The organism is Streptomyces sp. CG4, assembly GCF_041080655.1.
Classification (GTDB): Bacteria; Actinomycetota; Actinomycetes; order Streptomycetales; family Streptomycetaceae; genus Streptomyces.
In genome coordinates, this window is sequence record NZ_CP163525.1 from 8,831,670 (window position 1) to 8,844,831 (window position 13,162).

At 73.0% G+C, this 13,162-nt stretch carries 14 protein-coding genes; 10 read left to right on the forward strand and 4 right to left on the reverse strand.

Annotated features, from left to right (window positions below; genetic code table 11):
• Positions 1 to 69: 69 nt before the first annotated feature.
• Positions 70 to 1,110 carry an acyl-CoA dehydrogenase family protein gene (locus AB5L52_RS40710; RefSeq protein WP_369368233.1) on the reverse strand — a complete coding sequence of 347 codons (1,041 nt, stop codon included), beginning with the start codon at positions 1,108 to 1,110 and terminating at the stop codon, positions 70 to 72.
• A gap of 112 nt (positions 1,111 to 1,222) precedes the next feature.
• On the opposite strand from AB5L52_RS40710, the gene AB5L52_RS40715 reads away from it, so the two are divergent.
• From AB5L52_RS40715 to AB5L52_RS40750, 8 genes are all read left to right on the forward strand, one after another.
• A complete protein-coding gene (locus AB5L52_RS40715) occupies positions 1,223 to 1,573 on the forward strand; it encodes a YciI family protein (protein ID WP_351034727.1) in 351 nt (116 codons plus the stop codon).
• Positions 1,574 to 1,586: 13 nt separating this feature from the next.
• Entirely contained in the window at positions 1,587 to 2,822 is a 1,236-nt protein-coding gene (locus tag AB5L52_RS40720; RefSeq protein ID WP_351034725.1) for an RNA polymerase sigma factor, read from the forward strand.
• Between the two features lie 468 nt (positions 2,823 to 3,290).
• The gene (locus AB5L52_RS40725; protein WP_351034723.1) at positions 3,291 to 4,613 is read left to right on the forward strand and encodes an aldehyde dehydrogenase family protein; all 1,323 of its coding nucleotides are present in this window, start codon (positions 3,291 to 3,293) and stop codon (positions 4,611 to 4,613) included.
• Positions 4,614 to 4,654: 41 nt separating this feature from the next.
• Positions 4,655 to 5,560, forward strand: coding sequence for an aldo/keto reductase (locus AB5L52_RS40730; protein WP_369368234.1), 906 nt, complete (start codon positions 4,655 to 4,657; stop codon positions 5,558 to 5,560).
• 156 nt (positions 5,561 to 5,716) lie between these two features.
• A complete protein-coding gene (locus AB5L52_RS40735; RefSeq protein ID WP_351031565.1) occupies positions 5,717 to 6,097 on the forward strand; it encodes a BlaI/MecI/CopY family transcriptional regulator in 381 nt (126 codons plus the stop codon).
• Positions 6,094 to 7,020: a M48 family metalloprotease gene (locus AB5L52_RS40740; protein WP_351562343.1), complete on the forward strand. Its 927-nt coding sequence runs from the start codon at positions 6,094 to 6,096 to the stop codon at positions 7,018 to 7,020. Before AB5L52_RS40735 ends, AB5L52_RS40740 begins: the two co-directional genes overlap by 4 nt.
• Before the next feature lie 157 nt (positions 7,021 to 7,177).
• A complete protein-coding gene (locus AB5L52_RS40745) occupies positions 7,178 to 7,591 on the forward strand; it encodes a VOC family protein (protein ID WP_369368235.1) in 414 nt (137 codons plus the stop codon).
• Positions 7,592 to 7,676: 85 nt separating this feature from the next.
• A complete protein-coding gene (locus AB5L52_RS40750) occupies positions 7,677 to 8,756 on the forward strand; it encodes an adenosine deaminase (RefSeq protein WP_351031558.1) in 1,080 nt (359 codons plus the stop codon).
• Here the strand turns inward: AB5L52_RS40750 and AB5L52_RS40755 are convergent.
• Complete coding sequence (locus tag AB5L52_RS40755; RefSeq protein ID WP_351031557.1) at positions 8,738 to 9,253, reverse strand: DUF664 domain-containing protein; 516 nt, start codon at positions 9,251 to 9,253, stop codon at positions 8,738 to 8,740. The genes AB5L52_RS40750 and AB5L52_RS40755 overlap by 19 nt on opposite strands.
• A 410-nt stretch (positions 9,254 to 9,663) precedes the next feature.
• The gene (locus AB5L52_RS40760) at positions 9,664 to 10,590 is read right to left on the reverse strand and encodes a LysR substrate-binding domain-containing protein (protein ID WP_369368236.1); all 927 of its coding nucleotides are present in this window, start codon (positions 10,588 to 10,590) and stop codon (positions 9,664 to 9,666) included.
• A gap of 146 nt (positions 10,591 to 10,736) precedes the next feature.
• Here AB5L52_RS40760 and mgrA point away from each other — a divergent pair, with 146 nt between their 5' ends.
• Entirely contained in the window at positions 10,737 to 11,729 is a 993-nt protein-coding gene (mgrA, locus tag AB5L52_RS40765; RefSeq protein WP_351031552.1) for an L-glyceraldehyde 3-phosphate reductase, read from the forward strand.
• A gap of 142 nt (positions 11,730 to 11,871) precedes the next feature.
• On the opposite strand, the gene AB5L52_RS40770 is transcribed toward mgrA, so the two are convergent.
• Positions 11,872 to 12,333 (reverse strand): DUF5990 family protein, encoded by a 462-nt coding sequence (locus AB5L52_RS40770; protein WP_351031549.1) that lies wholly within the window; start codon positions 12,331 to 12,333, stop codon positions 11,872 to 11,874.
• A 384-nt stretch (positions 12,334 to 12,717) separates the two neighbouring features.
• Between AB5L52_RS40770 and AB5L52_RS40775 the strand changes: the two genes are divergently transcribed.
• Positions 12,718 to 13,128, forward strand: a complete 411-nt coding sequence (locus AB5L52_RS40775) for a hypothetical protein (RefSeq protein WP_351031548.1) — start codon at positions 12,718 to 12,720, stop codon at positions 13,126 to 13,128.
• Positions 13,129 to 13,162: the final 34 nt, after the last annotated feature.

The window sequence follows — 13,162 nt, forward strand, 5'->3', positions numbered from 1 at the left end:
GGCAGAAGCCTGGTGCGGGCGCCTTCGAACGCCCGCACCGGTGCTCACGGCGACGGCCGGGGCATCGGCTCAAGCACCTCCCAGCGCCCGCAGCTGCGCCGCCCGGGTCTCCGCCGTCTGCCCCTGCACCAGCAGGAACAGGGCCTCCCGCGCGAACCGCTGGGCGCGGCTGGTCAGGGCCATCGAGCGGCCGCCCCCGGACACCACCGCCGCCGTGGTCGCCGTACGCAGCACCTCGTACGCCTCCGCGCGCACCGCCAGCCGCTCCGCGACCCGCTCCAGCGGTGCCGGATGATCGGCCAGGGCGTAGGCGCGGCGCCGGACGTCGGCGAGCCGGGCCGTGAACGGGGCGGCCGTCTCCGCGTCCAGCAGGGACAGGGCGGCCGCCGCGACACCGAAGACCGCCGGACCGGCGTTCAGGGTCCTGGCCCGGTCACCGGGCGCCCAGCGCTCGTACGGCGTCCGCAGGGCCACCGCCTCCTCGGGCACCCACAGCCCGGCCAACTCCAGCGACACCGTGCGCGCGGCGGTGAGCGCCGCGAGGCGCATCGGCTGCGAAGCGCGCAGCCCCGGCTGCTCCCGCGCCTCGGCGAACGCGAACAGCACCTCGCCCGCGTCGGTCGCCCCGGCGAGCAGCAGCACGTCGTTCAGGCCCCATCCGGTGTACCAGGGCACGGTCCCGTCGAACCGCCAGCCGCCGCCCTCCCGGCGCACGCGGACCGGGACGCGACGCGGATACGACCGCAGATGCGCGTACGCCACCCCGGACAGCAGCTCACCCCGCGCCAGCGGGCCCAACAGCCGCTCCCGGACCGGGAGTTCGCTCTGCACCAAGGTCTGCACCGGCGTGTGGTGCTGGGTCTGCACGAACCACGTCGCACAGCACGCCCCGGACAGGATCTCCGCGATCTCGCGGACCACGTACGGCGGCGCCCCCGAGCCGCCGTACGCGACCGGAGCGCCCGCCCCGAGCAGCCCCGACGCCTTCACCGCCGCGATGTGGCTCACGGGCACGCCCTCCCGGTCGACCCGCTCGGCCTCGGGAATCAGCAGGTCCGTGGCGAGCCGGTGGGCGCGGTCGAGGAGCGGGTGTGCGGTGGAGGCTGTCATGCGGAAGATTCTTTCGAAGATTCCGCCCGGCGCCCTGTCGATCCGGGGGCCGGCCGTTCGTGTAGGAGGTGACGCGAAGCCGTAAGACCCTGAAGTCACCAAGGAGGACATCATGAAGCACTACCTGCTCAGCGTGGTCCAGCCGGCCGGCGGCACCCCGCCCGCGCCCGACGCGCTCGCCGCGATCATGCGCGATGTCAAGGCCTTCAACGACGAGCTGCGCGCCGCCGGAGCCTGGGTGTTCGCCGGCGGTCTGCACGGCCCGGAGACCGCCACGATGCTCCGCCCCCAGGACGGCGACGTACTCATCACCGACGGCCCCTACGCCGAGGGCAAGGAGTACCTGGGCGGACTCTGCCTGATCCGGGCCGCCGACCTGGACGAGGCGCTGGAGTGGGGCCGCAAGGCAGCCCTGGCGACCACGCTGCCCATCGAGGTACGCCCGTTCGTCGACGAGCATTGATGGACGAGCATCGATGAACGACACCGCGGGCATCGAGACCGTCTTCCGTGCCGAGTACGGGCGCGCGGTCTCCGTCCTCGTCCGCTTCCTCGGCGACATCGACCTCGCCGAGGAAGCGGTGCAGGACGCCTTCACCACCGCCGTCCGCACCTGGCCGGAGACCGGTGTGCCACCGAGCCCGGCCGGCTGGATCATCACCACCGCCCGCAACCGCGCCATCGACCGGCTGCGCCGCGAGTCCTCCCGGGACGCCCGGCACGCCGAGGCCGCCCGGCTGTACACACCCCACCTGCACACACCTGACCTGCATGCGCCCGACGCACCGGCCGAGGAGAGCCCCGTGCGCGACGAACGGCTCCGCCTGATCTTCACCTGCTGCCACCCCGCGCTCGCCCCGCAGGCCCGGGTCGCCCTCACCCTGCGCCTGCTCGGCGGCCTGAACACGGCCCAGATCGCCCGCGCGTTCCTCGTCCCCGAGCCCACCCTCGCCCAACGTCTGGTGCGGGCCAAGGCCAAGATCCGCGATGCGCGCATCCCGTACCGGGTGCCCCGTGACGCCGACCTGCCCGAGCGGCTCGGCGGCGTCCTGGCCGTCGTCTACCTGATCTTCAACGAGGGCTACACCGGCGACCCCGCCCTGTGCGCGGAGGCGCTCCGTCTCGGCCGGCTGCTCGCCGCGCTGATGCCGGACGAACCCGAGGTCACCGGGCTGCTCGCGCTGATGCTGCTGACCGAGTCACGGCGGGCCGCCCGGCGGGACGCGGACGGCGCCCTCGTACCCCTGCCCGAGCAGGACCGCTCCCGCTGGGACGCGGCGCTCATCACCGAGGGCCAGGACCTGGTCCGGCGCTGTCTGCGCCGCGGCCGCCCCGGGCCGTACCAGATCCAGGCCGCCATCAACGCCGTGCACAGCGACGCGCCCACCGCCGCCGCCACCGACTGGCGGCAGATCCTGCGCCTGTACGACCAGCTCATGGCGGTGGCACCGTCCCCGGTCGTCGCCCTGAACCGCGCGGTCGCCGTCGCCGAGACCGAGGGGCCGGCCAGGGCCCTCGACCTGATCGACACCCTGGACCTCGACCGCTACCACGTGCTCCACGCCGTCCGCGCCGACCTGCTCCGCCGCCTGAACCGCCCCATCGAGGCGGCCACGGAGTACACCCGTGCCGCGGCCCTGACCACCAGCGAGGCCGAGCGCGCCCACCTGGAGCGCCGCCGACGGGAGACCGACCCGCCGGCCACGACGTGACCCGCGTCGAGCGCGCCCCCAAGGCTGGTCGACCCGCGTCGAGCGCGCCCGCTTGGCCGGCCGGATTCGTGTCGAGTGTGTCCCGATGGTCGGCTGACCGGCGTTGATTGGCGTTGCCGCAGCTGCGTGACCTGCGTCGAGCGTGCTTTCACGTTCGGCTGACCCGCGTCGAGCGCGCCCGCACGGCTGGCCGATCCGCGTCAAGCGCGTCCCCACGGTCGGCCGATCCGCGTCGAGCGTGACCCCAGGCGCCGGCAGATCCGCAGCGAGCCCGTCCCGACGAGCGGCCGACCGGTGTCGATGGCGCTGCCACAGCCACGTGACCTCCGTCGGGACAGCCCCACTGCCACGTGACCCGCGTCACCATGCACTCGCGGAATGAACTTGAGGACCTGAAAGGTTGGCGAGTACACCTACCGAGACCTAGGCTCGGGCCGCACCAGCCCGGGCACCACCAGCGAGGCATCCGTGAACCATCCCGCCATAGAGCAGCCCGCCGACATCGTGGCCCGGCTGCGCGCCACCTTCGCCACCGGCCGCACCAAGCCTGTCGAGTGGCGCACCGGCCAGCTGCGCCGGCTGCGCGCGATGCTCACCGAGCGCGGCGCCGACCTCGCCGCCGCCCTCCACGCCGACCTCGGCAAGAGCAGCACCGAGGCCTACCGCACCGAGATCGACTTCACGGTCCGCGAGATCGACCACACCCTCGACCACCTCCAGGAGTGGCTGCGCCCGGAGCCCGCGCCGGTCCCCGCCCACCTCGGCGCCGACGCCACGGCCTGGACGCAGTACGACCCCCTCGGCGTCGTCCTCGTCATCGCCCCCTGGAACTACCCGGCACAGCTGCTGCTCGCCCCGCTGGCCGGTGCCCTGGCCTCCGGCAACGCGGTCGTCGCCAAGCCGAGCGAGCTGGCCCCGGCCACCTCGGCCGCCCTCGCCGAGCTGATCCCGGCCTACCTGGACACCGACGCGGTCGCCGTGGTCGAGGGCGGCATCCCGGAGACCACGGCCCTGCTGGCCGAGCGCTTCGACCACATCTTCTACACCGGCAACGGCACCGTCGGCCGGATCGTGATGCGCGCCGCCGCCGAGCACCTGACCCCGGTCACCCTCGAACTGGGCGGAAAGTCCCCGGTGTTCGTGGACCAGGGCGCCGACCTGGACGTGGTCGCGGACCGGCTCGCCCGTGGCAAGTTCCTCAACGCCGGCCAGACCTGTGTCGCCCCCGACTACGTCCTGACCGACCCGGAGACCGCCGCCGCCCTGGAGTCCGCGCTGGTCCGCGCGGTCCAGGCGCTGTTCGGCACCGACCCGGCCGAGTCGCCGGAGTACGGCCGGATCGTCAACGAGCGGCACTTCGACCGGCTCTCCGCCCTGCTCGACTCGGGCCGGGTGGCGGTGGGCGGCGAGAGCGACCGTACGGCCAAGTACATCGCGCCGACCGTCCTCGCGGACGTCGACCCGAAGTCGCCCGTGATGCGGGAGGAGATCTTCGGCCCCATCCTGCCCATCGTCACCGTGGCCGGCCTGGACGAGGCGATCGGCTTCATCAACGACCGCGACAAGCCGCTCGCGCTGTACGTCTTCACCGAGTCCGCGGCGACCCGTGCGCGCATCGCCGCCGAGACCTCGTCCGGCGGCCTCGGCTACGGCCTGCCCCTCGCCCATCTCACCGTCTCCGACCTGCCGTTCGGCGGCGTGGGGGAGAGCGGCATGGGCAGCTACCACGGCCGCTACTCCATCGAGACGTTCAGCCACCGCAAGGCGGTGCTGGAGAAGCCCTTGAACTGAATTCCCTTGCGCGGCGCGCCAGATGTGCGAGACTCCGCCGGATGACCGCTGAAACGATCACCGCGGACGCCTCCGGCAGCTGGAAACTCGGCGACCTGCCCGTCCACCGCATCGGCTTCGGAGCCATGCGGCTGACGGGCAGCGCCGCCTTCCACCTCGGTACGCCCAGCGACCGGGCACGTTCCCTGGCCGTGCTGCGCCGGGCCGTGGAGCTCGGCGTGAACCACATCGACACCGCCGCCTTCTACTTCTCCGCCACCCGCTCCGCCAACGAACTGATCAACACCGCCCTCGCCCCGTACCCCGACGACCTGGTCATCGCCGCCAAGGTGGGCCCGTTCCGCGACTACCACGGAGAGTGGGGCACCGCGGCCCGGCCCGACCAGCTGCGCGGCCACGTCGAGGAGAACCTGCGCCAACTCGGCCGCGACCACCTCGACGTCGTCTACCTGCGCCGGATGCGCCAGGACTCCATAGCCGAGCACTTCGGCGCGCTCGCCGCACTGCGCGAGGCCGGACTGATCCGGCACCTGGCCATCTCCGACGTCGAACCCCGCCACCTCGCCGAGGCGCTCGAAATCGCCCCGGTGGTGTCTGTACAGAACCGATACGCCCTGGACCGCCCCGACGCCGTCGGCGACGAGGTGCGGCGCCTGTGCGGCGCACACGGCATCGCCTTCGTGCCGTTCTACGCCGTTGCCGGTTCGGCCGGACCCCGGGCCGCGGCCGACACGCACGACGACACCGTGCGCGACATCGCCCGCGCCCACGGCGCGAGCCCCGCGCAGCTCCGGATCGCCTGGACCCTGCACCAGGGCCCGCACGTCCTCGCCATCCCCGGCACCGGCAACCCGGACCACCTCGCGGAGAACGTCGCCGCGGGCGCCCTGCGGCTCACCGCGGACGAACTGGCCCGGCTGGACACCCTGCACGCCCCCGCGAGCTGAGACGGCCGGGGCCCCGTCCCCCGGACGGGCGGCCCTCCCATAATGGTGTGCCGGCGCAAATGGTGTGCCGGCGCACAGCCGTACGAAGGTCCGATTGACTACCATCGTGTAGACGGTCGCCCGGGCCGCAGACGAAGACGGGGTGAGGAACGTTCCATGACCGAGGCCAAGGACGAGCGCCGGCCGGCCGGTGAACTCGAAGCTAGTGTCATGGCCACGCTCTGGGCCGCCGCCGCACCCCAGACCCCCGGCCAGGTCCAGCGCAGCCTCGGCAGCGAACTGGCCCGTACGACGGTGACCACGATCCTCACCCGCCTCCACGACAAGGGGGTCGTCGAGCGGCACCGTCAGGGCCGCGGCTACGCCTACCTCCCGGTCCAGGACGTCCAGGACGCCCACGGCCTCACCGCCCACCGGATGCACAGCGAACTGGCCCGTGACAGCGACCGTGAGACCGTCCTCGCCCGCTTCGTCGCCCAGCTCAGCCCCGGCGACGAACGCATCCTGCGCGACCTGCTCGAATCCGACGAACGATGACCGCACTGCTTCTGCTGCCCCTGCTGCTGCCGCTCGCCCTGCCGGCCCTGGCCCGCCGGGCCCTGGACCGGCTGGCCCCGGTCGTCGCGCTGTGGGCCGTCACCGGCTGCGCGGTCGTCCTCGCCGGCTGCTCGCTGGCCGCGCTCGGCTCCTTCGTCATCATCGGGCTGCTCAAGATCCCGCTCTTCGCCGCGGTCGGCGACCTGATCCATCCGCTGCGCACCGCTTCGGACCTCGTCATCCTGCCCGCCGCCGCGACCTCCGTCGGCGCCCTCGCCGTCTGCGGCTGGACGCTCGTCCGCTCGGTGCTCCACCAGACCCGCGCCTTCCGCGCGGCCCGCACCCAGGCCGGGCACGGACCGGCGGCCGGCGACCTGTGCGTGGTGGACTCGCCCCGCCCGGACGCCTACGCGCTGCCCGGCCGCCCGCACCGCATCGTCGTCACGACAGCGATGCTGCGCAGCCTGGACGGCCCCGAGCGAGAGGCGCTGTTCGCGCACGAGCGGGCGCACAACGACGGCGGCCACCACTACTTCCTCGCCGCCGCCGAGCTGGCCGCGCACTGCCATCCGGCGCTGCGCCCGGTCCGCGAGACCATCCGGCTCGCCGCGGAACGCGCCGCCGACGAGGCCGCCGCCGCCCGGGTCGGCGACCGGCGGCTCATCGCCCGGGCCATCGCCCGCGCCGCCCTCGCCGGACAGGCCGTACGCTCCGAGCGCCCCGACTTCGCGCCCGCCGCGACCACGGGCCCCGTCCCGCACCGCGTCCAGGCGCTGCTGGCCGCGCCCTACGCGCCCCGGGCCGGCCGTTCGATCGCCGGCCTGCTCCTCGCCTGCACCGCCGTCTCCTGTGTGGCCTCGGCCGCCGGCCTGGCCGACTTCCACCATCGGGTGGAGATCGCGCAGGGCGACGAGCGGCCCTGACGGGACCCGCCCGGAAGATACCTCCGTGCCGTACGGCCAGGCCCTCGGAACGGCCCACGGCAACGCGCGTAGAGCACGGACTGGCGCCTACGAGGTTTTACGTATAACCTCACCCGCTAACCACCCCCGCCGGAAGGTCCGATCACCGGAAGGTCCCATGCGACGCGTCGCCCTGGTCACCCTCGTCGTCGACGACTACGACGAGGCGATCCGCTTCTACACCGAGGCCCTCGGCTTCCGGCTGGCCGAGGACGCCCCGCGCCCCGACGGCTCTCGCTGGGTCGTCGTGGAACCGGGCCCGCAGGGCCGGAACGCACACGCGGCCGGCACCGGGCTGCTGCTCGCCCGCGCCAAGGACGAGGCCCAGCGGTCCCGTGTCGGCGACCAGACCGGCGGCCGCGTCGGGTTCTTCCTGCACACCGACGACTTCGCCCGCGACCACGCCCGGATGGCCGCGGCCGGCGTGACCTTCCTGGAGGAGCCGCGGCGCGAGCCGTACGGCACGGTCGCCGTCTTCCAGGACCTGTACGGCAACTGCTGGGACCTGCTCCAGCCCGCCGACGCCGACTGAGCCTCGTTCCGCCGCACGCTCCTCCCGCCGTTCCGTCACACCTCCTCCCACCGCTTTGAACCGCCTGCTCAAGGAAAGACCCGCCATGACTGCTACGCGCGTAGACGCCGAAGTGATCCGCCGCCTGCCCAAGGCCGTCCTGCACGACCACCTCGACGGCGGCCTGCGCCCCGCCACCGTCGTCGAACTCGCCGCGGAGATCGGCCACACCCTGCCCACCACCGACCCCGACGAGCTGGCCGCCTGGTACTTCGAGGCCGCCAACTCCGGTGACCTGGTGCGCTACATAGCCACCTTCGAGCACACCCTCGCCGTCATGCAGACCCGTGCGGGTCTGCTGCGCACCGCCGAGGAGTATGTGCTGGACCTCGCCGCCGACGGCGTCGTCTACGCCGAGGTGCGCTATGCCCCCGAGCTGAACACGAACGGCGGGCTGTCGCTCCGCGAGGTCGTGGAGACCGTCCAGGAGGGGCTGGCCGCCGGTATGGCGAAGGCGGCCGCCGCCGGCACCCCCGTCCGGGTGGGCACCCTGCTGTGCGGGATGCGGATGTTCGACCGGGTCCGCGAGGCCGCCGACCTGGCCGTGGCCTACCGGGACGCCGGTGTCGTCGGCTTCGACATCGCGGGCGCCGAGGACGGCTTCCCGCCCGCCGACCACCTGGCCGCCTTCGAGCACCTGCGCCGCGAGAGCGTGCCCTTCACCATCCACGCCGGTGAGGCGCACGGCCTGCCCAGCATCCACCAGGCCCTGCAGGTGTGCGGCGCCCAGCGCATCGGCCACGGTGTCCGTCTGACCGAGGACATCCCCGACCTCGCGGCCGGCAAGCTCGGCCGGCTCGCCTCCTGGGTGCGTGACCGCCGGATCGCGCTGGAGATGTGCCCCACCTCCAACCTGCAGACCGGCTGCGCCACCTCGATCGCCGAGCACCCGATCACGGCCCTGAAGGACCTGGGCTTCCGGGTCACCCTCAACACCGACAACCGTCTGGTGTCGGGCACGACGATGACCCGCGAGATGTCCCTGCTGGTCGAGGAGGCCGGCTGGACGGTCGAGGACCTGCGCACGGTCACGGTGAACGCCCTCAAGAGCGCGTTCATCCCGTTCGACGAGCGCAAGGCCCTCATCGAGGACGTCGTCCTGCCGGGTTACGCGGCCGCGCTCTGAAGCAGCCCCCTGAGGTAGGCGGCCTGTCCGATGTGCTGCAGGTCGTCGGACAGGACGCTCACCAGGCGCACCCCCAGCGTGACCGGGGGATCCCAGCGCTCGTCCACGATCCGCTCCAGATCCTTGGCGGCCAGCGAGCCCAGCGCGCCGAGGGTCTGCTCGTGGACGGCGTCGTAGTAGCCGGTCAGCAGGTCGGCGGAATCGACCGTGACCTTGGCGACCTTCGCGGGGGTGTGCCCGTAGCCGTGGTCACGGGCCGGCAGATCGAGGCCGAACCGCTTCTCCCAGCCCTGGCTCAGCCACACCTGGTCGAGGCCGAAGGCGTCGGCGATGTGGTCGTCCTGCACCCGGGTCAGATGCCAGACCAGCCAGGCGATGGAGTTGGCCGCGGGCGCGGGACGGTGGTTCAGCTCCTCCGGTCCGAGGCCGTCGAGGGCGGCATGGACTTCTTCCTGGATGCGGCCGTAGCCGTCGATGAGGATGTCCTTTGCATGCATGGAGTCCACGATCCCAAACAGCGGGCGCTCACGCGTCCGGAATCCAGCTCCCGCCGCGCCCCCGTCCGTGTTGTGGACGTATGCGAGCGCGTATGCGTCGTCCTCGGCCGCCGTCCGGCGTCAGATGGGCGGCCGTCAGGCTCGTGCGGGATGCGGCCGGTCACCGGCGGGTCGAGCGCCGTGAGGTCCTCGGTGACGGGCGGCGCGAACGCCCCTTCCAGAAAAGGATAGTGACGCTTCGTCAACTTACCTGCGGAGCGTGCCGGTGCCCAGGCCGGTGAGTGTGCCCGCCGCCGCGAGTCCGGCCGTCCCGCGCGGCACGGTTCGCCGCGTGTGTTCCGCCATGGTGTCCTCCTGGCCGTCGTCGCCCTTGCTGACGGTCTTGAGTCTGCGGCGGCGGACGGCCGGAATCAGCAGGCCTGGGGCCCGTCCTGGGGTGGTGCCAGGTCCCCTGCCCCGCCGCCCGTCTCCAGGAGTACGACCAGTGCCCGGGCGGCGGGACTGGTAGCACGGTCCGGCGGCAGCAGGGCCACGGTCTCGTACTCCGCCTCGCCCGTGCCCTTGAGCGGCAGCGCCGTGAGCGAGGGCCGCTTGTGCCGGAAGTGCCGGGGTACGACCGCGATCCCCAGGTTCTCGTCCACCAGGTCCAGCAGGCTGTGCACGTCGTTGACCTCCAGGGCTACCGTGCGCCGGACACCGGCCGCGGCGAACGCGGTGTCGGTGGTGCGGCGCGGGCCCCAGTCCGGATGGAAGTCCACGAAGACCTCACCGGCCAGGTCCTGCGGGGTCAGCACCGCGCCGGCCGTGGCCAGCCGGTGCCCGGGGTGGCACAGCACGGTCATCGGCTCGCTGGTCAGCGACACCGAACGCAGCTGGTCGGTGTCCGCCTGGGTGCGGTAGGCGAAGGCGAGGTCGAGCCGCCCGGCCCCGACCTCCTCGGCCAGCGCGCCCGAACCGGCCTGCCGCAGCCGGATCTCCACGTCCGGGTGCCGGCCCCGGAACGCGGCCAGCGTCCGCGCCACATGCACACCGGCGATGCACTGCTCCGTGCCCAGCGCCAGCGTGCCGCGCAGCACGCCCTGCACCGCCGCCACCGCCTCGTGCGCCGAGCGCACCTGCGCCAGGATCCGCTCGGCCTCCACCAGCAGCGCCCGCCCGGCCTCGGTGAGCGTCACCCGGCGGGTGGTGCGCACGAACAGCGGTGCCCGCAGCTCCCGCTCCAGCGCCCTGATGGACGCCGACAGACCCGACTGCGACACCATCAGGCGTTCGGCGGCCCGGGTGAAATGCTGGTCCTCGGCGACGGCGACGAAGTGCTGGAGATGGCGCAGTTCCATGATTGAGCAGCCTAGTCGCTGAATTCCATCGGATTCTCCTGTTGGACCGCTGCCGGGCGGGCGGGGAAGAGTGGAGGCGGTGACCAGGAGTCCACGGCTCCCGGGAGCCTCAGGCCAGACCATGTGCCCACCCCTCTGGAGTCGCGTTGTACACCGCACACCCCGACCGCTACGCCGAGATGCCCTACCGGCGCACCGGACGCAGCGGACTGAAGCTCCCCGCGCTGTCCCTCGGCCTGTGGCACAACTTCGGCCCGGACCGGCCCGCCGAGACCCAGCGGGCCATCCTGCGCCGCGCCTTCGACCTGGGCGTCACCCACTTCGACCTCGCCAACAACTACGGCCCGCCGCCCGGCGCCGCCGAGTCCGCGCTCGGCGAAGCCCTGAAGGCCGACTTCACGCCGTACCGCGACGAGCTGATCATCTCGACCAAGGCCGGCTATCTCATGTGGCCCGGCCCGTACGGCGAATGGGGCTCGCGCAAGTACCTGTTGTCCTCCCTCGACCAGAGCCTCGCCCGCATGGGCCTGGACTATGTCGACATCTTCTACTCGCACCGCCCCGACCCGGAGACTCCGCTGGAGGAGACGATGGGCGCCCTGCACTCCGCGGTGCAGCAGGGCAAGGCGCTCTACGTCGGCGTCTCCAACTACTCGGCGGAGCAGACCCGGGAGGCCGCGCGCATCCTCGCCGACCTCGGCACGCCGCTCCTCATCCACCAGCCGCGCTACTCGATGCTCGACCGGCGCCCCGAGGACGAGGGCCTGCTCGACGCCCTGGACGCACTCCAGGTCGGCTCCATCGTCTACTCCCCGCTGGAGCAGGGCCTGCTCACCGGCCGCTACCTCGACGGCATCCCCGAGGACTCCCGGGCCGCGAGCGACAGCCCCTTCCTCAACTCGGACGCCGTCACCGAGGACCTGGTCGCGCGGCTGCGCTCGCTCGACGACATCGCCAAGTCCCGCGGCCAGACCCTGGCCCAGCTGGCCCTGGCCTGGGTGCTGCGCGGCGGCCGGGTCACCTCCGCACTGGTCGGCGCGAGCAGCCCGCAGCAGCTAGAGGACAGCGTCGGCACGATCCGCAACCTGGACTTCGACGCCGGGGAACTGGCCCGGATCGACGCGATCGTCAGGCCGTAGCCCGGCAACGGGGCCCTGGCCGCGAGGCGACCGGACGGGCGGGTGCCGGAATCGGGATCGGGATCGGGATCGTACGGGCGGGTCCTGGTGCCAGGATCGGACGGGCGGGTGCCGGCGCCGGGACCGGCACGCACCCGGTGGCTCACGGGTCCGACGGCTCGCCCGCGCTCCACACGATCGCCGGGGGCACCACCCGCCCGCACAGCGCATGCCCCTTGGCGTCGGTGAGGGCGAGCCGGCCCTCCAGCGCACCGCGCTCCCGTGCCTCGGTGAGCACCTCCGGCGGAACGTGGGCGAGCATCAGCTTGGCGCGCCGGAACATCCGGGAGGCCTCCTCCTGCGGCTGCCTGCCGAGCCAGGAGAGGTAGACGAAGCGTCCGCCGAGCCGGTTCTGCACATAGGGGCCGCGCAGCTCGCCGTCCGCGGTGAACGTGCAGGGGAGCGTCCATGTGACGGTCGGGGCGTCGCCGGGCTGTGGGTCGAGCAGCTCGGTGGGCCGGTCCTTGCGCTGGACGGCGACCTCGATACCGCTGACTCCGTGGAAGCCGGGCCCGGGCCCGCAGCGGCGGCCAGGCAGGGTGTGGCCTTCGATGCGCAGTTGCATGCCACCAGTGTGAGCGAGGCGGGGGACGAGGAAACCTCCCGTCTCAGGCCGTGAGCCGCGGGCCGGCTCGCCTCCCTGGTGGATCAGCCTCCTTCGAGGCCGTACCTGCTGGTCGGACCCGGTTCCGGGGCTTCGCGGGTCTGGAGTGACCGCCATGCCGGAGGGCCGACGGGTGGGCCGACCACCTGCCTGGTCATGCGGAAGGCCCCGCACACGCCGGTGCATTCCGGCCAGAACGGACGGGGAATATGCCAGCAGACTGGCCGGAAAGGCATGGTGACAGTGTTTCGGTAGTGGCGATACTCGAACGCCAGGGGCACTTCACCGCACAGGAGCCGCACGGCCCAGGCCGGCACACCTGAAGAGGCGACGGGGGAGTGAGGCGTGCACGACGAATTCCTGTGCCATGTCACGGCGTACGGCATGTGCGACGGCCGGCGCATCGGGGTACCGCTCGGCACCTATCGCGCGCCGACGCTGGCCCTGGCCCTGTGGTGGCTGCGGGACCGGGCCTCCTGGATCGCCGAGCGCCTCGATCCGAGCCCCGAGGGCCCCGCCTTTCCGGCGGGCGCGCTCGTGCCGGTCGCGGACACGGTGGCGGACGTGCCCGCCCTGCTGCGTGCCTGGTGCGCCGACGACGTCCGGCAGGAGCAGGTGGCCGACGAGCTGTCGGGCGGGCGGCTGGTGCGGATCGCCGCCAGCGACGACACCACCGAGTACGAACTGCTCGCCGAGTCCGTCGACGCGCTGCGCATGCAGCGGACCCTGCCGGCGCTCGTCGTGCCCGTCGCCTGACACGTGTCGACCGGAGCGGTGCTCCCTCGGCATC

Coding starts and splice junctions, on each gene's coding strand:
- AB5L52_RS40740 (WP_351562343.1), top strand. CDS start 6,094: ATGACCGCACTGCTTCTGCTGCCCCTGCTGCTGCCGCTCGCCCTGCCG.
- AB5L52_RS40720 (WP_351034725.1), top strand. CDS start 1,587: ATGAACGACACCGCGGGCATCGAGACCGTCTTCCGTGCCGAGTACGGG.
- AB5L52_RS40760 (WP_369368236.1), bottom strand. CDS start 10,590: ATGGAACTGCGCCATCTCCAGCACTTCGTCGCCGTCGCCGAGGACCAG.
- AB5L52_RS40750 (WP_351031558.1), top strand. CDS start 7,677: ATGACTGCTACGCGCGTAGACGCCGAAGTGATCCGCCGCCTGCCCAAG.
- AB5L52_RS40770 (WP_351031549.1), bottom strand. CDS start 12,333: ATGCAACTGCGCATCGAAGGCCACACCCTGCCTGGCCGCCGCTGCGGG.
- AB5L52_RS40710 (WP_369368233.1), bottom strand. CDS start 1,110: ATGACAGCCTCCACCGCACACCCGCTCCTCGACCGCGCCCACCGGCTC.
- AB5L52_RS40735 (WP_351031565.1), top strand. CDS start 5,717: ATGACCGAGGCCAAGGACGAGCGCCGGCCGGCCGGTGAACTCGAAGCT.
- AB5L52_RS40745 (WP_369368235.1), top strand. CDS start 7,178: ATGCGACGCGTCGCCCTGGTCACCCTCGTCGTCGACGACTACGACGAG.
- AB5L52_RS40730 (WP_369368234.1), top strand. CDS start 4,655: ATGACCGCTGAAACGATCACCGCGGACGCCTCCGGCAGCTGGAAACTC.
- AB5L52_RS40715 (WP_351034727.1), top strand. CDS start 1,223: ATGAAGCACTACCTGCTCAGCGTGGTCCAGCCGGCCGGCGGCACCCCG.
- AB5L52_RS40755 (WP_351031557.1), bottom strand. CDS start 9,253: ATGCATGCAAAGGACATCCTCATCGACGGCTACGGCCGCATCCAGGAA.